This window comes from Phocaeicola fibrisolvens (assembly GCF_025567125.1).
Taxonomy (GTDB): Bacteria; Bacteroidota; Bacteroidia; order Bacteroidales; family Bacteroidaceae; genus Phocaeicola; species Phocaeicola fibrisolvens.
The window spans coordinates 60,687-80,118 of sequence record NZ_JAOQJI010000016.1; the positions used below are offsets into that span (position 1 = coordinate 60,687).

Sequence of the window (19,432 nt, forward strand, 5' to 3'; positions counted from 1 at the left end):
AAACGGAGAAAGACGCATCTCGTATCTTTCCCCGTTTTTTCTGAATAACCTGTCACTCCACAGCTTTTTTCCCTTCATTCAATCGTTTCAACCTCATTAGAGCCTCAATATAATAGTAATCAGCGTAAATGATAGAAGCATCTACTTCCGACTTTGCGGGCCAATGTCCGGTGGAATGCAATAAAAAAGCTACATTTTTCTCACGCGACTGATATTTCTCAGAACTCAAGCTACACAACATCTTTTCCGCAACTTTTTTGTATTTCTCCCCTTTCCCATTACCATAAAAGTCTGACAATTCTAATAAAGCTGAAGCTACCACACAGGCCGCAGAAGCATCTCTTGGCGCATCTGGTATATCCGGAGCATTAAAATCCCAGTAGGGAACATAGTCTTCCGGCAAGTTCTTCAGATATACGTCCACTACTTTTTCTACAAAATCCAAGTATTTAGGATTACCTGTCTCACGGAATACAACCGTATAACCGTAGATAGCCCACGCTTGTCCACGTGCCCACATCGATCCATCGGTATATCCCTGATGCGTACATTTCTTAATGCAATTCCCACTTACCGTATCATAAACAGCCACATGATAGGAAGAATAATCTGATCGAAACTGATTCTCCATGGTCTTATCTGCATGAGAGACCGCCATATCAAACAGGCGCCTGTCTCCACCGTTACGTGCAGCCCAAAAAAGCATTTCCAAGTTAATCATATTATCCATAATAGTATTATGTCCACCTAGCATTTTCACGTTGCGGGGCCAGGACAGAATCGTACCCACTTTCGGATTGAACAAAGTAGCTAACGAATCGGCCGTCGCAATAATCACATCCCGATATACGGGATTGTGTGTCAGACGATAACCATTCCCATAACTACAAAACACCAGGAAACCCAAATCATGATCGTATGCAGGAATCCTTGAAAAAAGTTCCAGCGACTCCGTATATTTCTCAGCCAGCATCCGAATCGTATCATTCTGAGTTGCTTCGTAATCATACCACAAAATTCCCGGCCAAAATCCACCCGTCCATTCTTCCCGAGACACCTTTTTGCAGTTCCAGAACCGCTCCCCAGCCAAAATATTACGTGGTTCCATGGTATAATCAGGTTCCCCATCTTTTTCCAACTCACTCAACGCACGATGTATCTGCATGTCACAATAAGTCAATTCCTTATCTACATCCAACTTCTTAGTCTTATCCACGGCACAGGAAGCAAATACCATAACTCCTATACCCAAAAACAGATGTTTAATCTTCATATTTCATAATATTTTTATTTCTCCACATGAAACCAGTCAATATCTACCCATCCACGTTCTTCTCCATAAGGAGTCACACTGAACATCCCCATTTTAGCACCAATCCATTTTCCTTGGCGAGCCTTGAATACAGATCCAATTTCCACAAAACGCTTCCCATCCAAGCTATAACTAAAACGACATAATGCATCCTTCCCAACATGTAGCCTGATATAAATTTCACGTTCATAATTCGGATATATTCCTGCATCAAATTTACGGCTCGGAGATAATTGTGCCAGCATAAGAACTTGTTCTGGACTTCCTTGTTCCGCGTCCTTGCATATTCCTTGTTTCAGAACAAAATTCTCACCCTGTTTTTCTAGTCCCAACCATGTATAATCCCATCCCATCACAATCATACCTGAAAGTTGCCCATCCATCTTGGCTGAAATTTTTAACTTGGCAGTTGCTGTAAATTCTTCTGCCGGAAACTTCTGCAACAACAGATTAGGAACTTCCCAGAAATTCTTAAAATCTTTCGACAATTCATGACCATAAATACGCATGTAGCCCATATTAGTCGTAAAACCAAATATGTCTTGATAGTTGGCATGCCATTCCCACTGTAGTCCCAGTTTGCGAGAATCAAATTCATCACTTTCAACCGGCGTTTCTATAGGATACACCCTCTCGGTTGCAGGTTTATGATATCGACTGACAGGTTCGCCACATCCATCACCATCTTTATCCAAGCCAATGACAGGCCAGTCTTCTTTCCACACCATCGGATTCAGATGCAGCACACGGCCATAAGCTCCTTTATCCTGAAAATGCAAAAACCAGGATTCCCCATACGGGGTATCTACCCAGCCTCCCTGATGCGGTCCGTTTATATCAGTCTTACCCTGCGCCATCACAATCCTCGTTTCATAAGGACCATACACATTTTTTGAACGCATCACCAATTGCCATCCAGAGACCACGCCGCCAGCCGGAGCAAAAATGTAATAATACCCGTTCCGCTTATAAAATTTGGCTCCCTCTACCGTATGATTCACTCCGTCATTTCCATCAAACACCAATACCGGCTCTGAGATAACGGCTGTACCTTCTTTGTTCAACTCACAGACCGTCAGAATACTGTTAAATTTAGCCCGGCTTCCAGCCCATGCATGCGCCAAATAAACTTTGCCATCATCATCCCACAACGGACAAGGATCAATCATCCCTTTTCCAGCTTTTACCAGTATCGGTTTCTCCCATTCCCCATACGGGTCACGAGTCTTTACCATGAAAATTCCAAAATCCGGATCTCCCCAATAAATATAATATACACCTTCATGAAAACGAATGGAAGGAGCCCACACGCCTTTTCCGTGACGAACTTCATTAAAGTACGCTACCGGCTCCAGCTGTTTCAATGCATAATTAACAATTTTCCAATTCACCAGGTCTTTGGAATGTAGAATAGGCAACCCTGGTGTACAGTTAAAGCTAGAAGCTGTAAGAAAATACTCCCCATCTACCGCACAGACATCAGGATCTGAATAATCAGCATGCAACACAGGATTATGATACATTCCATTTCCTTCATCTGCCACCCATACTTGTGAACGATATTGCGCCATTCCGGATTGCAACATTCCAGCCCACCACAAACCAACTATAAGAAACAATTTTTTCATTCACCTTCCTCTTTTAATAAAAAATAGAAAACAATCTTTACCAAGAAAAATTCCAATACTCAAAAATCCATTTACCTAAACTAATACGAATCATTTCTTCATTCTACCTAAAAAGACAAGATAAATATTTAAAATTGTTCGCCCTTATATTCTACATAAGAGCTAACTTCCTTCTTATTCACCGGAACCAAACGCAAAGCCGCCCCTCCTCTAGGAAGCAGACGAAATGTAATCACATCTTTACACGGCACAAGCACATACGAACATTTTACATGGGTTTTCGTTTTTACCTCATCACCTCCATCTGTGTAAATCGATGCCAAGTAGTTTTGATCCTTATCCAAAAATGAGCAGTCCAACTTTTCCAAAGACCCTTCATTATTGGTCAGCATGCCCACAAACCATTCCTTTCCACGTCGACGAGCTATAGTTACATTTTTTCCCGGCATTCCGTCCAATACATGTGATTCATCAAACACGGTCTGTAGATTTTCAAACCATTCTATTTCTGGTTCTCCTTCATATAAATCAGGCTTGTCATACCAAAAAATAGTCATCAATGGACTATAAAACACCAACGAAGCAGCCAACTGATGAGCATGCGTATTTTTTAATCGCTTGTCATAGTAACAAATAGTATAGTCTGCCGCTCCATTAATCATACGAGTAAACGGAAGAATGGTACTGTGTGTCGCATCCGGAAATTCTTCATTGCCCAATATACCTTCCTGAGTCAGTAAATTAGGATACGTCCGGCTGAATCCGGAAGGACGAAACTCATCATGAATGTTCATCATCAGTTTATTATCAGCGGCCCAACGTACCATTTCATGCAACCAGGTAGCCCAACGATGACTTGCATATTGCACAAACCCCGATTTTACTCCTACAATGCCCCATTGATGAAGCAGAGGAAACAGTTCCTTCATTTGCTTTTGTAATGCATGCTGATTGACATACAACCAAATTCCAATTCCTTTTTTCTTTCCGTATGCCACTACTTTCGGCATATCCAGTTTTGACACTACCTTTGTAGCATCCCCATCATGTGAGGTACAAGGCATATACCATTGCCAATCAAAAAGCATATACGGAATACGATGAGCTGCACAAAAATCAATAGTTTTCAATGCCTGTGCCGTAGTCAACGTGGTCTCCCGCATGATTTTTCCCGGTTTAATCCAATCCGTATCTTTTATTTCGCAAGGAGGATTCAAGTTCTCAATAATATAATTGTGCTCCAGCAGCTCTCCCGGTTTATCCGCCGCCATGATTACCTTCCATGGTGTTGCATAATAAGTAACAATATCCACCGGACTATACATCACAGAAGTCAATGTATGCCGTTTTTCTGGCGAAGCCTGAAATTTAGTCAAGCACCAGTCATCCACATCCGCATCGGTTAGTGCGGTCCAGACTCCGTTTGGTAATTCCAATGTCAAGGCACGTTCCACAGGCTTCTTAATGGCATCCACGTCTAAATATTCAAATGGAGCCTGTGCCCATTGTTCCGTCCAGGCCATTGTTCCTGCCGGAAAAGTATATTCGGTCAAATCACCTACTACCTTATGAAAGATAGCCTTCGGATGCTCCGGGAAATAATAACGAAAAGCGATTCCTTCATCATAGGCCCTCACCTCCACATTCAGACGATAATTCGAACCATCCTTTTTAGACAAATATAGCGTACCCCACTTGTAATTGTCACGAACCAAACTACGTTCCCCATACAATGGTGTCCATGTTGTATCATGGCTGCCATAAGCCACTGAATCCACTTCCAAATTATCCATCCAGCATTGGGGTTGTTTCAACGCGCGCACTCCAAGTGCCATTTCCCACACCCGATTATCCAGTTGCAGACCTGCCTGCGATTCCTTTATCACCTGCTTCCCATTATAATTCACCTCATAGCACAACTCATTTGCTCCAGAAGCAGATTTTGTTTCATAAAATCTCACATGATGTGTACCTTTTGGAGAAGACAAATCCAATTCAATTGGTTCTGCCATACACATCACAGCTCCAAAGACCCATAATCCCGGTATCAAATACTTATATTTCATATTCTTTCTTATTGTTTTCTATAAAATACGAACCACACGACCCAAACACTCAAATCTGATGAAACTTTCTTTGCTAATTTTGGATAAAAAAACGCTTAGGCGTTTAAGACAAAACGCTTAGACGTTTCAACCAAAACGTTTAGGCGTTTGAGACAAAACGCTTAGGCGTTCAATCGCAAACGTTTAGACGTTTTGGCCCCCACCTTCACAAGTCGTCAGAAAGGCATTATAAAGTGACAAAAATCTTCTCCATTCTCATCTTAACTCCACAAAAAACAACCGCCCACCGGTTTTAAAACCAGGGGCGGTCATCGTAAAAATTAATAAGAAAAAACAATATCAATAGCTATGCTCGTCTTCTTTTATTTCTTCCATGGTCAGCGGCTTGCGGTCGATAGCCCGCCATGCATAGATGATATAAGCCAGTACAAACGGAACCAAGATAGACACATAGGCCATGGTTTTCAGGGTAAACTGGCTGGAGCAGCTGTTGGCAATGGTCAGTGAACTCTGCAAGTCGGCAGTAGACGGATAATAAGCCGTATGATTATAACCAGCCACCAGCAACAAGGCCAGCACCGTCAGCACGGTACCGATTCCGGCAAACCAGATGCCGCGGGTATAGGTCTTGCAGAAAATACTCTTGCCGATTCCATACAACACACCCACTACTCCTATCAGGAACAGGATGAGCAGATAAGGCATTTCTATCAGATTATGGAAATACTTGAACGGTTCCATCACAATCAGTCCGTTGTCCGGGTTCACCGCAAAGCCGTCTTTCAACAACGTACGAATGACAAACGCCAGGAAGAAGACCAGGAAAGGCACTACATCCGCAATCAGCTGCCGGCGGAAACGAGCATTCAGTTCCTCGTGACGGATATTGTTGATGAAATACAGATTACCCAACAAACGAGCAAGGAACAGCACGGAAAATCCCAGAATCAAATTCCAAGGGTCGCCAAAAGCATCCAATCCATGCCAGCCGTTTCCCCAATGACTGATGACCGGCATCATCTCATCGGTCAGATTACCCTTACTTACTACGAAATTGGAGCCGTTGAAGAAAGTAGCCACAGCCGCACCCAGCAACAGCGGGCCGACCACTCCGTTCAACACCAAAAAGAACTGATAAGTACGCTTGCCCAGCCAGTTTCCCAGTTTCGACTGAAACTCATAAGACACCGCCTGCAGCACAAAGCTGAAAAGGATAATCATCCACAGCCAGTAAGCCCCTCCAAAACTGGTGCTGTAGAACAAAGGGAAAGAAGCAAAGAAAGCTCCTCCAAAAGTGACCAGAGTTGTGAAGGTAAATTCCCATTTACGCCCTGTGGAGTTCACAAGCAAAGTACGTTCGTCTTCTGTACGTCCCAGGCAATACAGCAAAGAGTTTCCTCCCTGCACAAACAGCAGAAACACCAGCAATGCACCCAGCAAAGAAACCAGAAACCACCAGTAATGCTGCAAGAATATATAAGTTGAATCCATATTTTTTCGGTTTTAAGATAATGTATCGGTTAGTTTATTTCTCGTCCGGTCCTTTGCGGATAGCTTTCACCATAATACCGATTTCCGCAATCAGCAGCACGGTAAACATCACAAGGAAAATAAAGAAAGTGGTCTGTACGGAACCCGTTTCCAGTTTCGACACGGCTGCATTGACGGGCAGCATGTCCTGAATGGTCCAAGGCTGGCGGCCCATCTCGGCCACAATCCATCCGGCCTGACTGGCAATGTAAGCCAACGGGATGCTCCACAAGGCAATCCAGTGCAACCAGTTCAGCTTGGCCAACTGTTTTTTCCAGACCAGTACCAGGATAACCAGGAAAAACAAAATGAAATACATACCCAGACCCACCATCACACGGAACGACCAGAACAGCAGTCCTACATGCGGAACCAGTGCGTCTTTGTCCTGAATATATCCGTAACCGAAATAAGGCATATACTCATCCAACGCGCTGCGGGCAATCTGCATAGCCGACTCGTCGCCTTGCTGTTTGGCTCTGCGAAAATCAGCCAATGCCGTAATAGCCTTCTTTCCGTTGGCTATCTTCTCCTCCGCAGAAAGTGCGGTAGAACCGTCCGGAAGCGTATAGCCACCGTTCTGCAAATCATTAATACCCGGCACATAGCCCGAAGTGCTGTGTGTAGCCAGGAAGGAAAGCATTTCCGGAATCTTAATGGCACCGACCACCGTAAGTGGCTCGTGCGTGCCTCCATCATATAGCGCCTCCATGGCAGCCAGTTTCATAGGCTGCACCTGTGCCACCTGATAAGCCGATTTGTCGCCCGTTCCAGCCGTTACCAGTGCCGCAAACAGTCCGACCGCTGCAGCCACCTTCATGCTGGCCAATGCAAATTCTTTTTCACGCTTGCGAATCAGATACCAGGCACTTATACCGATAACAAAAGCAGCACCTACCATCCAGCTGCTCAATACGGTATGGAAGAACTTCACCACTGCCACCGGAGAGAAAGCCACCGACATAAAGTCGACCATCTCATTACGCATGGTTTCCGGATTGAATTCCATTCCCACAGGATACTGCATCCAGGAATTAGCCACTAGAATCCACCAGGCAGAAATTGTAGCTCCCAACCCAGTCAACCAAGTGGAAGCCAGGTGGAACCCCTTGCTCACCTTGTGCCAGCCGAAGAACATGACGGCCACAAAAGTGGCTTCCATAAAGAAGGCCAAAATACCTTCAATGGCCAGCGGAGCTCCGAAGATGTCGCCCACAAACCAGGAATAATTACTCCAGTTGGTACCGAACTGGAACTCCAGAATCAAACCTGTAGCCACACCAATGGCGAAATTGATTCCAAAAAGTTTCATCCAGAACTTTGCCGTACGCTTCCAGAATTCATTTCCGGAACGCACATACAGTGTTTCCATAGTTGCCATAATCACGGCCAAGCCCAATGTCAGTGGCACAAACAACCAATGGTAAATGGCCGTCAAGGCAAACTGTGCCCTCGACCAGTCAATCATCGAAGTGTCGATTGTTTCAAGCATAAAAAATCACTTTATCGGTTAATATTAATAAGGTATAGTTATTCTGCCATCCGGTCGGTCAGTTCCACTCCTACATAATCCTGTTTTTCTTCCTCACTCTTTCCACTCAGAAACGAAGGGAAGAAAAACAATTTCAGGATAAAGAACATGACAAAAAGCTTTATCAGGATAATGGCCCATAAGGTCCGGCCGATGGTCATCTCCCGAAAACCGTCACGGTAAAAATAAAAAATTCGAATGATAGTCTTTTTAATCATAATCTAGTTTTATAATGATTACAAAGTAAATGCTTTATCGGGAAAAAACAAGAGTTTATCGAGATATTCTGTGGAAAAATCTATCTGTTTTGCGCTTCTTTATATAAAGGAATACATTTGCAATGTAAAAATTCAATGAAATATGAAAAAAAGAGAACTCATTTTCTTCGCTGCATTCGCGACTTTCCTGTCGGCGAATGCTCAAGAGAAACAAACCTGGTCGCTTGATGACTGCATAAATTATGCGCTGGAGAAAAACATCCAGCTACAGCAGAACAAGATTTCCTTACAGGAAAGCGAAGTGGATGTGAAAACAGCAAAGGCCGCACTCTTCCCCAGCCTTTCATTCAATACCGGACAGAATCTGGTGAACCGTCCGTATCAGGAAAACAGCGCCACCGTAAGTGGAACGGAAATCATCAGCAGTACCAACAAGACTACCTACAACGGCAGTTACAGCTTGTCGGCACAATGGACACTTTGGAACGGCGGACAGCGCCTGAACAACATCAAACAACAAAAGAAAAACCAAGAAATAGCCGAACTGAGTGTGGCAGAAACCGAGAATACTCTCAAAGAAGAAATCACGAAACTCTTCCTGCAGATTCTTTATGCAGACGAATCGGTTAACATCAACAAAGGAACGCTGGAAGTGAGTAAAGCCACTTACGAACGTGCCAAGGAACTGTTCAATCAAGGAAGCATTTCAAAAGCCGACCTGGCACAGCTGGAATCACAGGTAGGAAATGACGAGTATCAGCTGGTGACTTCCGAAAGTTCACTGAGAAATTACAAGCTTCAGCTGAAACAGATGCTGGAACTGGACGGCACAGCCGAAATGGAACTGGAACTCCCGGTACTGGATGATGCTAAAGTGATGCAGCTGCTTCCAAACCAGGAAGATGTGTACCAGACAGCACTGGCCAACCGCCCGGAAATCCAAAGCAGCAAACTGAGCATTGACAATGCCAAGCTGGCCATTTCTTCTGCCAAGAGCGGCTATTTCCCGACCATCAGCCTGTCGGCCTCAACCTCAAGTATGACCAACAATTCCAGTCAGAACAACTGGGCACAGCAGATGAAATATGGCTGGAACAACATGATTGGATTGAACATCAGCGTACCGATTTTCAATAACCGCCAAACCAAAAGTGCGGTAGAAAAAGCACAGTTCCAATACAATTCCTCTTTGCTGAACCTTCAGGACAAACAGAAAGGATTGTACACGGACATCGAGACCATCTGGCTGGACGCACTGAATGCACAGCAGCAATATGCAGCAGCCGAAGTAAAACTGAAAAGCAGCCAGACCAGCTTCGACATGGTCAACGAACAGTTCAAACTGGGCATGAAGAATACTGTAGAACTGCTGACAGAAAAAAACAACCTGCTCAGCGCACAGCAGCAGCGGATTCAGGCCAAGTATATGGCGATATTGAACCGCACACTACTTGATTTTTACGCAGGAAAAGACATTGAATTATAATAACCAAACAATATGAACAAGAAAAAAATAATTATCACAGCTGGCATCGTAATTGTACTGGCTGTGGCAGGATACTGGATTTTTGGCAAGAAGAGCGCACAAGGCAAAGTAGACTTCGTCACCGAAACAGTAGCAAAAGGCAACATCAGCAATTCCATTACAGCTACAGGAACCATTGAACCTGTCACTGAAGTGGAGGTCGGTACACAGGTTTCAGGTATCATCGACAAAATATACGTGGATTACAATTCGGTAGTAAAAGAAGGGGAAGTGATAGCCGAGATGGATAGAGTGACCCTGCTCAGCGACTTACAGTCAGCGCAAGCTACATACGACGGCGCAAAAGCCGAATACGATTATCAGAAAAAACTATGCGAGAGAAACAAAAAACTGCATGAAAAGCAACTGATCAGCGAAACTGATTACGAGCAGAGCACATACGATTACGAACGTGCCAAGAGTACATTCGAACAAAGTCAGGCAGCTCTTTCAAAGGCGGAACGCAACCTTTCTTATGCTACCATCACTTCTCCAATCAACGGTATCGTTACCAGTAAGGACGTAGAAGAAGGACAGACCGTGGCCTCCGGTTTCGAAACGCCGACCCTGTTTACCATTGCTGCAGACCTCACCAAGATGCAGGTAGTGGCCGATGTGGACGAAGCCGATATTGCCGGAGTGAGAGACAGTGCCAGAGTCACGTTTACCGTTGATGCCTATCCGAATGATGTATTCGAAGGACGGGTTCACCAAATCCGACTGGGAAGCGCCAACAGTAGCAGTTCCAGTAGCACCAGCAGTGAAACAGTTGTCACTTATGAGGTAGTCATTACAGCCGACAATCCGGATTTGAAGTTGAAACCGAGACTGACCGCCAATGTGACCATCTACACGGATACACGTGACAATGTGCTCGTGGTTCCCAACAAGGCGTTGCGTTTTACTCCAGAAAAAGAGCTGGTAGGCAAAAAGACTATTACCGACTGTAAAGGTGAACACAAAGTATGGACCATGGATGCCAACGGATTCACCGCTCACCCGGTTAAAGTCGGTCTGAGCGACGGAAGTCATACGGAAATTCTGGAAGGTATCAGTGAAGGAACACCGATTGTCACAGAAACGGTATTGAAAGGATTTGCCGACACCACAGCATCCGAAGCTTCTGCCGACGGAGAAAGAAGCCCGTTCATGCCAGGCCCTCCGGGAAGTGACAAGAAAAAACAAAAATAAGGAGAAACCGTCATGAAAAAGACTGTCATAGAATTACAAAATATCAAACGGAATTTCCAGGTGGGTGATGAAACAGTACATGCACTGCGCGGCATCTCGTTCAGCATTCAGGAAGGAGAATTTGTGACCATCATGGGTACATCTGGTTCCGGTAAGTCCACCCTGCTGAACACACTGGGATGTCTGGACACACCGACCAGCGGGGAATACCTGCTCGACGGGGTATCCGTACGCACGATGAGCAAACCACAGAGGGCGGTACTGCGAAACCGGAAAATCGGATTCGTATTCCAGAACTACAACCTGCTGCCCAAAACGACGGCGGTAGAAAATGTAGAACTTCCGTTGATGTACAACAGTGCCGTCAGTGCCGCTGAACGCCGCCGTCGGGCCATAGAAGCCCTGACAGCCGTGGGACTGGCCGACCGTCTGGAACACAAGTCCAACCAGATGTCCGGTGGACAGATGCAGCGCGTGGCCATTGCCCGTGCACTGGTTAACAATCCGGCGGTTATCCTAGCCGATGAAGCGACCGGTAACTTGGACACACGTACTTCTTTCGAAATCCTGGTTCTTTTCCAGAAGCTTCATCAGGAAGGACGTACCATCATCTTCGTGACACACAATCCGGAATTGTCACAATACAGCAGCCGCAACATCCGACTGCGTGACGGACATGTCATTGAAGACGTAACCAACCCCCATATTCTTTCGGCTGCGGAAGCACTGGCTGCCCTGCCAAAAAACGATGATGATTGACAATTTATCAAGATGACTTATGAATGGAACAAACCTTTTTAAAATAGCCTTTCGGGCATTGGCCAACAACAAGCTCCGTGCTTTCCTGACCATGCTGGGAATCATTATCGGAGTAGCTTCCGTCATTGCCATGCTGGCCATCGGACAAGGCTCCAAACGGAGTATCCAAAAACAAATCTCCGAAATGGGCTCCAATATGATCATGATTCATCCGGGAGCCGAGATGCGAGGAGGTGTCCGTCAGGACCCGTCGAGCATGCAAACGCTGAAGCTGGAAAATTATGAGACTTTGCGTGATGAATGTATGTACCTGTCTGCCATCAGTCCGGATGTCTCTGCTTCCGGACAGCTGATTTCCGGCTCCAACAACTACCCTTCTTCGGTGAGCGGAGTAAGCCTCGGCTATCTGACCATCCGTCAGCTGACCGTGGAACAAGGGGATATGTTTACGGAAGAAGATATCCGTACGGCAGCAAAAGTGTGTGTCATTGGTAAAACCATTGTAGACAACCTGTTCCCCGACGGACAAGACCCGATTGGAAAGATTATCCGCTGCAACCAGGTTCCTCTCCGAGTAATCGGGGTACTCAAATCGAAAGGATACAACTCTATGGGCATGGACCAGGATGACGTGGTACTGGCACCTTACAGCACAGTAATGAAACGTCTGCTTGCCCAGACCTATCTGAGCGGTATCTTTGCTTCTGCCCTGACAGAAGACATGACGGAAGAAGCCGTTGACGAAATCACAAATATCCTCAGAAGAGAACATAAACTGAAAGAAACGGACGACGATGACTTCACCATCCGTACACAGCAGGAACTCAGCTCTATGCTGAATACCACCACCGACCTGATGACTACCTTGCTGGCCTGTATCGCAGGAATTTCCCTGGTGGTAGGAGGTATCGGTATCATGAACATCATGTACGTCAGTGTAACCGAACGTACACGCGAAATCGGACTCCGTATGTCTGTGGGAGCGAGAGGAGTGGATATTCTGTCACAATTCCTGATAGAATCCATCCTGATCAGTATCACCGGAGGGTTGATTGGAGTAATTCTGGGATGTGGAGCCAGCTTCATCATCAAGACAGTTGCCCATTGGCCTGTATTCATCCAACCGTGGAGTGTATTGCTGTCATTCGCAGTATGTACCTTCACCGGTGTATTCTTCGGGTGGTATCCGGCCAAGAAAGCGGCCGACCTGGACCCGATTGAAGCACTGCGCTATGAATAAATGATAAATAAATAACGGAACTACTTTGTTCTTCATAACTTTGGTTTCCTGTCCGGCCGTCTATTTATACCGTAGATAATCATATATATTTACGGTGTGCGACGGCCGGACTTTTCTTAAAAAATCGTATCTTTGCTTTAAATCAATCCGATATGGTGCATATAACTCATAACAAACACCGCTTACTGGAATTAATCATCCACACAATATGCTGGGGATTGTTCTTCGGGTTTCCGCTGTTTTTTACCCAACACGACAACGGGAATATCGACTGGAAAGAATTTATCAATCATTCGGGAGTTTCTCTTTCCTTCTTTGTCATTTTTTATGTCAATTACCTGATTCTGATTCCCCAAATACTATTCAAAGAGCATATCGGACGTTTTATTCTGCTAAACCTTGTGCTTATTCTTGTCGTTTCCATCGGATTACGCTACTGGCACAACATGCTTGCATTTCCGCCTCCTGTGCGTCCCCGCTCTTACCTTCCTCCCCAATATATCTTTTATATAAGAGACATTACCAGTATGATTTTTATGGTAGGGTTGAGTGTGGCCATCCGGATGAGTCTCCGTTGGAGTGCTACGGAACTGGCGCGCCGGGAAGCAGTGAAAAGCCGTACGGAAGCAGAACTTAAGAACCTCCGCAACCAACTGAATCCTCATTTCTTGCTGAATACGCTGAACAATATCTATGCACTCACCGCATTCGATACGGAAAAGGCCCAGCAAGCTATTCAGGAACTCAGCAAGCTGCTACGGTACGTGCTGTACGACAACCAGGAAAATTTTGTTCCTCTTACCAAAGAAGTGGAATTCATACGGAACTACATCGAACTGATGCGTATCCGGGTTTCTTCTCAGGTGAAAATCAGCACACATTTCCAAATCCATCCGGACAGTCAGAGTCCTGTGGCCCCCTTGCTGTTCATTTCACTGATAGAAAATGCCTTCAAGCACGGAGTATCCCCCACAGCACCCAGCTTTATCGACATCACATTAACTGAAAAAGAGAACAAAATCCACTGTATAATACGCAACAGCAACTACCCCAAAAGTGCCACTGACAAAAGCGGATCGGGTATCGGACTGGAACAGGTACAAAAAAGACTGGAATTGCTGTATGCCGGACATTACGAATGGCAACACCAGGTCAGTCCCGACCAGAAAGAATACAGTTCGGTTTTAACAATTGATATTCCAGACACTAATCATAAAAAAACAATGCCATGACAATCAAATGCGCCATTATTGATGATGAACCCTTAGCACTCGGATTACTGGAAAGCTATGTAAAGAAAACCCCTTCACTGGAACTATGCGGAGCGTATTCCAGTGCCATTCAAGCCATGGAACTCCTGAACGGACATCCGGTGGACTTGATTTTTCTGGACATCCAAATGCCGGAACTGAACGGACTGGAGTTTTCCAAAATAATTCCGAGCAGTACACGCATCATCTTTACAACTGCCTTCGGGCAATATGCCTTGGACGGTTATAAGGTAAATGCTCTCGATTATCTGCTCAAGCCTATTAGCTATACAGATTTCATGACAGCCGTCAACAAAGCCATACAGTGGTTCGGGCTTTGTCAAAAAGCTGAAAATGCGTCCGAAGAAATACAGTCTTCCGAGGATCTGAAATATATTTATGTAAAAAGCGACTATAAACTGATCCAAATAGAACTGGATAAGATTCTTTATATAGAAGGACTCAAAGATTACATTAAAATTCACTTGGAAGACAATCCCCGTCCGATTCTGTCATTGGTCAGCATGAAGATGATGGAAGACAAACTGCCAGCCAATCGTTTTATTCGAATTCACCGGTCTTTCATTGTGCAAAAACAAAAAATAAAAATCATAGAAAAAGGAAGAATTGTTTTCGGGAAAGACTACATTCCGATATCTGACAGCTACAAACAGGAGCTCCAAAATTATGTTAATAAACATACTATTTGAAAATCTGTTGTATTTTCAACATTTTTTTCTGAAACAATCCAATTTTTTACTGATTTTCTTTGGCTACAATCAATCTAAACCCTATATTTGTAGCGTACATAATAAAAGCGGAAGTTGTGAAACTTCCTTTAGAATAGTTTAGTTAAGTCTAGTTTAGTTTTTGTGTTGTGATACTCCTGCTGAAAGTGTTCAGCGGGAGTATCTTTTTTATTGCTGGTTTTCAAGTAGTTAGGGATACATACCGAACTTTTCGCAATCTAATTTGTAACGTGTGAATGATAGAAAAAACCTCACTTTTGGGCGTATTTCATTCCACTTTTATTCCAGTTTAAAATATAAACCAGTATGGCAACATTTTTTTTAACAATTGTCCCGAATTTAATCTTAAAAAACAATAAACACACTGTAAGGATAGCAGTTACACATTGCCGGCAAACAAGATACATCCCGACTGATGTAACGATAGACTCAGAGAAAGAAATAAGCAACGGAAGGATCGTCAAAAGACCAGACAAGGAAAGGCTGAACATACACCTCATGAAGCTGCTGTCAGCGTATGAAGAAAGAGCGTCAAACATTCCTTTTGCAGACAGCCTTACATGCAGCCAGCTTATCAAGATAATCAAATCACCAATCTCCGGAGAAAAGCACAGGACATTCTCTGATATAGCAGACGAATATCTATCACAGATTGACAAGGATGACAGAGGAAAGACCTACAAGCTGTACAGGCTTGCAGCTAACAGGTACATGGACTTCGCCGGTAATGACACTCTGATGGAACACATCACTCCAATTCGGATCAACAACTACTTAATGAGCCTTCAGAAAGACAAACTCTCCCAGACAAGTATTAAGATATACATTACTCTTCTGAAAGTAATCATCAACTATGCAGTGAAAATGAGATATGTATCATTCGAAGTGGACCCATTCGTGACGGCTAAAGTTCCGTCAGCAAAGAAAAGGGACACGTACATAACAGTAGAGCAGCTTAAGAAAATACGTGATGCCAGACTGGACACACACAGCCTTTCAGTAGTACGTGACATTTTCATGCTGACTTATTATCTTGCCGGAATGAATCTTGTTGATATGCTGGAATACGACTTCCGGAATACAGATGAAATATACTATGTCCGAAAAAAGACCAGACACACTAAAGAGGGAGACAATGCGGTGAACTTCTCTATTCCTGATGAGGCAAAGCCAATCATACAACGATACATGGACAAGAAATCAGGAAAACTCATTTTCGGCCGTTATTCAAGCTATGTAAGCTGCTACAATGTTCTTGCAAGAAAGATTAAGAAACTGGCAGAAATTGGCGGAATTAAGCATTATTTTACCCTGTATTCAGCCCGTAAGTCTTTCGTTCAACACGGATTCGACTTAGGTATTCCATTGTCCACGCTCGAATATTGCATCGGACAATCAATGAAAGACAGCCGGCCGATATTCAACTATGTATCCATTATGAAGAAACATGCAGACAAGGCAATCAGAGAAATTCTTGATAATCTGACGTAAAAAAAAACACCGAAACATTTTGATAATATGCAAATGCTTATTATCTTTGTAGTGTCAAACAAAGAGTTATTCACTTAATTAAAACAACATGGAAAATGAAGAAAGGAAAAAGCTAGAAGAAGAGTACAAGAATCTCAAACTGCTAATCGAATTTCATTCAACCTACGGAGTTCTTGATAAATCAGAATACGAAAAGATGGTTAATGATATTCTTGATCGGATGAACGAAATCCGAAAGATGTTGGAAAAAGAGTAAAAAAACAGCCCTCCCTACTGGGAGGGCATTAAAAATAGATTTATGGATAATATGGATAAATACCTTCCAAATGCTGACATGCAGGCTGCATTTGAGAAATTCAAAGAGCTAAAAACTTCCGAAGAAAAACTTGCATTCAAAAAGGAAATGCAGGAGAAACTGTCTTCAATGAATGAAGCAGATAGAAAAAAGTACATTGCAGATTCCAAAGAAGGGCTAAAAGCTACCGTTGAGGCTTGCGAGGATTTTATTACCAGGGCAGAAGAAACTATACTAAAGGATAAGCTGGGGGAACTTCCTGATATAATCTCATTCAGCTACATAGCAAAGAAATACTTTGGCAAAAGCCGGAACTGGCTGTATCAGCGCATAAATGGATATACTGTAAATGGAAAGCCTGCAAAATTCACACAAAATGAATTTCAAACATTCCTGAATGCACTGGAAGACATTAGCAATAAAATCAAAAGAACTTCGGCTTCGCTTAAATTTAATTAAGTGACTTTGTTTGACATGTCCCCGCATTAAGCCGATGCGGGGATTTTTTGTTCATGAAAAATAATTCGTATATTTGCAATGCCATAATGAAGGGCAGTGGCCCGGATTTTGGTTTGACTTTTAGTGAGGGGGTGGTTCCCCTCACTTTTTTTATACCCACACCGAACTTTTTCATTCCTAATAAGTAACACTAATACAACCAGCAGGTGATGTTGATTATTAGTGTTGTTGAGGCTGGTTGCATAAAAAGCCCCTTCCGGATTATAATCTGGTCGGGGCTTGTTGGCCTTAAAATAAAGCGAACTTCTACGCAACAAATATTATCATTTAATTAGCAGAGTCCTATAAAATGAATTTTTATTTGGATTGTTTAATTGCAGAAAATATCTTAATATTTTGTAGAAAGCAAATTATGAGACTATTATGCATCTGGAAGAGATATTTCTAATTGTTCATAGGTTGATTTAAAGGAATTAAAATTATTAATTTTATTTTCAATCTCCAGGCATCTTTTCTTTGTCTCATCAACGTGACTATTCATGGTTCCTTTCAAGTCTTTTACTATATAATATGTTTTTATTGTATAAATGATAAAATGTATATACGGTAAAATGGCAGTCATTACAACAGATATTGCTAAATAATTATAAATAAAAAAATTCTGTTGTATTGGATTTGTTGTGAAAGACGCAATATATGTAATAGAGCCTGATATTATGGAAGTAATGAATAAGGTCATTAGTATTATCTTTAGCGAGACCCACCGATGAATATAACCATCAAATAAAGAAAGTCCTAGAACAATGATATATGATAATGTGGTAAACAAGAGCCAAAACATATCAATAAATATATGTTCATTTTGTACTCCTGAATAAAAAAGCGATAATATACAAAAAAGAAAAAGATACAACGATATGCATGAAAAGCAGATGGATGAAGCTTTTATTCTTTTTGATATTAGTTGGTTAAAAAAGTCCTTCATCCCATCAATTTCACTCTTTTCTTTGCTAATATCAATACTCAATGCTTCTCTTAATTTTTTTGTGTTTTTCCCAGCAATATTATCAGGTATGTTTTTAAGTGTTTCTTCATCAAGATGGGCATAACATTCTTCCTTACATCGCGTAACAAAATTATCTATTTGAACAATATGTCGTATTATTATATATGAATATGATTTTGAGAATTCAACAGCAATATATAAAATATTTAATGTTGCTGCTAATTCAATAGCAGACGTAAAACTTCCAAGCTCCATCATTGTTCTTTCATATTAAAAAGCGCACCTAAATCAATAACTTCAGCATATTCTTCATCAAAACATTTGTCAAAGAAATCAGCAAACTCATTTGCTTTAGCATGATTACTCATATTGCACATTGCACGCCTATTTTCAGTATCAAATTCTAACCTGTAAGATTTTTTATCTCCTATAGATACGTGTACATTTATTTCTGAATTATTTAATCGTACAAATGGCTTATCATCAGTTCTCTTTAGTATTATGTCATACCCACAAGATTGATAATAAGCTATTCGTCTGAATAAATCCGATTTTTTTATTTTATCTTCATCGTAATTATTAAGTAAAATTCTTAATTTCCCCTTTCGTTCGATAAAATCACTAATCGCATTTATATATTCTTGTGATGATGTTGTCTCATTACACATATTACCTGCAAATATTCTTAGTTCTTTTTCTGCATGAGTAAACATCTCAACGAAAACAGTTTTCATTTTTTCGCAGTCAGAATTAAGAAATAATTTATCAATATTATTTTTAGCTAGGTTATGTATATATATGTTATATAAATTGTCCATTTTTGATAACCATAAATTTCATTGCAAAATAAATACTTAAATAAACAATAAACAACAACAATAACATGTTTCTTGACATTTTCAAAAAAAGATAGTAATATGACTAGACTATAAAAACAATGTACACTACTTTTCTGTTTCAAAGACATATATTAAAATTATTTCATAGCATTCCAAGTACATATATTTTTTTGTTTTAAGTCGATTTCTGTACTATAAGTATTTTATTTATTATGTTTCATAGCTAAAATATTATATATACTTTTATGTTCATTAGTGTCCAATAAAAATGGACGAGTTAAAAAATTAATCAAATAGTCCTTCAAAAAGGGGATAATCGAGTTCTTTGATATCGTTGAAATCA

At 42.2% G+C, this 19,432-nt stretch carries 17 protein-coding genes; 9 read left to right on the forward strand and 8 right to left on the reverse strand.

Annotated features, from left to right (window positions below; genetic code table 11):
- Window positions 1–52: 52 nt before the first annotated feature.
- The 6 genes from OCV81_RS08750 to OCV81_RS08775 form a co-directional block, all read right to left on the reverse strand.
- Window positions 53–1,273, reverse strand: coding sequence for a glycoside hydrolase family 88 protein (locus OCV81_RS08750; protein WP_148329692.1), 1,221 nt, complete (start codon window positions 1,271–1,273; stop codon window positions 53–55).
- A gap of 14 nt (window positions 1,274–1,287) precedes the next feature.
- A complete protein-coding gene (locus OCV81_RS08755; RefSeq protein WP_148329693.1) occupies window positions 1,288–2,940 on the reverse strand; it encodes a glycoside hydrolase family 43 protein in 1,653 nt (550 codons plus the stop codon).
- Between the two features lie 128 nt (window positions 2,941–3,068).
- Window positions 3,069–4,958: a glycoside hydrolase family 97 protein gene (locus OCV81_RS08760; RefSeq protein WP_262640292.1), complete on the reverse strand. Its 1,890-nt coding sequence runs from the start codon at window positions 4,956–4,958 to the stop codon at window positions 3,069–3,071.
- A 387-nt stretch (window positions 4,959–5,345) separates the two neighbouring features.
- A complete protein-coding gene (gene cydB, locus OCV81_RS08765; protein ID WP_148329695.1) occupies window positions 5,346–6,497 on the reverse strand; it encodes a cytochrome d ubiquinol oxidase subunit II in 1,152 nt (383 codons plus the stop codon).
- 34 nt (window positions 6,498–6,531) lie between these two features.
- Window positions 6,532–8,028, reverse strand: coding sequence for a cytochrome ubiquinol oxidase subunit I (locus OCV81_RS08770; protein WP_148329696.1), 1,497 nt, complete (start codon window positions 8,026–8,028; stop codon window positions 6,532–6,534).
- Window positions 8,029–8,066: 38 nt separating this feature from the next.
- Window positions 8,067–8,285 carry a DUF4492 domain-containing protein gene (locus OCV81_RS08775; protein WP_148329697.1) on the reverse strand — a complete coding sequence of 73 codons (219 nt, stop codon included), beginning with the start codon at window positions 8,283–8,285 and terminating at the stop codon, window positions 8,067–8,069.
- A gap of 142 nt (window positions 8,286–8,427) precedes the next feature.
- Between OCV81_RS08775 and OCV81_RS08780 the strand changes: the two genes are divergently transcribed.
- The 9 genes from OCV81_RS08780 to OCV81_RS08820 all read left to right on the forward strand — a co-directional run bounded on the left by OCV81_RS08780 (window position 8,428) and on the right by OCV81_RS08820 (window position 17,244).
- Window positions 8,428–9,771, forward strand: coding sequence for a TolC family protein (locus OCV81_RS08780; protein ID WP_148329698.1), 1,344 nt, complete (start codon window positions 8,428–8,430; stop codon window positions 9,769–9,771).
- Between the two features lie 12 nt (window positions 9,772–9,783).
- The gene (locus OCV81_RS08785) at window positions 9,784–11,001 is read left to right on the forward strand and encodes an efflux RND transporter periplasmic adaptor subunit (protein ID WP_148329699.1); all 1,218 of its coding nucleotides are present in this window, start codon (window positions 9,784–9,786) and stop codon (window positions 10,999–11,001) included.
- Window positions 11,002–11,013: 12 nt separating this feature from the next.
- Window positions 11,014–11,760 carry an ABC transporter ATP-binding protein gene (locus OCV81_RS08790; RefSeq protein WP_148329700.1) on the forward strand — a complete coding sequence of 249 codons (747 nt, stop codon included), beginning with the start codon at window positions 11,014–11,016 and terminating at the stop codon, window positions 11,758–11,760.
- A gap of 19 nt (window positions 11,761–11,779) precedes the next feature.
- Complete coding sequence (locus OCV81_RS08795; protein WP_148329701.1) at window positions 11,780–13,000, forward strand: ABC transporter permease; 1,221 nt, start codon at window positions 11,780–11,782, stop codon at window positions 12,998–13,000.
- Between the two features lie 152 nt (window positions 13,001–13,152).
- On the forward strand, window positions 13,153–14,232 hold the full coding sequence (locus tag OCV81_RS08800; protein WP_148329702.1) for a sensor histidine kinase: 1,080 nt from the start codon (window positions 13,153–13,155) through the stop codon (window positions 14,230–14,232).
- Entirely contained in the window at window positions 14,229–14,960 is a 732-nt protein-coding gene (locus tag OCV81_RS08805) for a LytR/AlgR family response regulator transcription factor (RefSeq protein ID WP_148329703.1), read from the forward strand. Before OCV81_RS08800 ends, OCV81_RS08805 begins: the two co-directional genes overlap by 4 nt.
- A 345-nt stretch (window positions 14,961–15,305) precedes the next feature.
- Window positions 15,306–16,490, forward strand: coding sequence for a phage integrase SAM-like domain-containing protein (locus OCV81_RS08810; protein WP_148329704.1), 1,185 nt, complete (start codon window positions 15,306–15,308; stop codon window positions 16,488–16,490).
- An 88-nt stretch (window positions 16,491–16,578) separates the two neighbouring features.
- Window positions 16,579–16,746 (forward strand): hypothetical protein, encoded by a 168-nt coding sequence (locus OCV81_RS08815; protein ID WP_178287737.1) that lies wholly within the window; start codon window positions 16,579–16,581, stop codon window positions 16,744–16,746.
- Between the two features lie 42 nt (window positions 16,747–16,788).
- Window positions 16,789–17,244, forward strand: coding sequence for a DUF5053 domain-containing protein (locus tag OCV81_RS08820; RefSeq protein ID WP_148329705.1), 456 nt, complete (start codon window positions 16,789–16,791; stop codon window positions 17,242–17,244).
- 421 nt (window positions 17,245–17,665) lie between these two features.
- On the opposite strand, the gene OCV81_RS08825 is transcribed toward OCV81_RS08820, so the two are convergent.
- Window positions 17,666–18,508, reverse strand: coding sequence for a hypothetical protein (locus tag OCV81_RS08825; RefSeq protein ID WP_148329706.1), 843 nt, complete (start codon window positions 18,506–18,508; stop codon window positions 17,666–17,668).
- Complete coding sequence (locus OCV81_RS08830) at window positions 18,505–19,068, reverse strand: hypothetical protein (RefSeq protein ID WP_148329707.1); 564 nt, start codon at window positions 19,066–19,068, stop codon at window positions 18,505–18,507. Before OCV81_RS08830 ends, OCV81_RS08825 begins: the two co-directional genes overlap by 4 nt.
- Window positions 19,069–19,432: the final 364 nt, after the last annotated feature.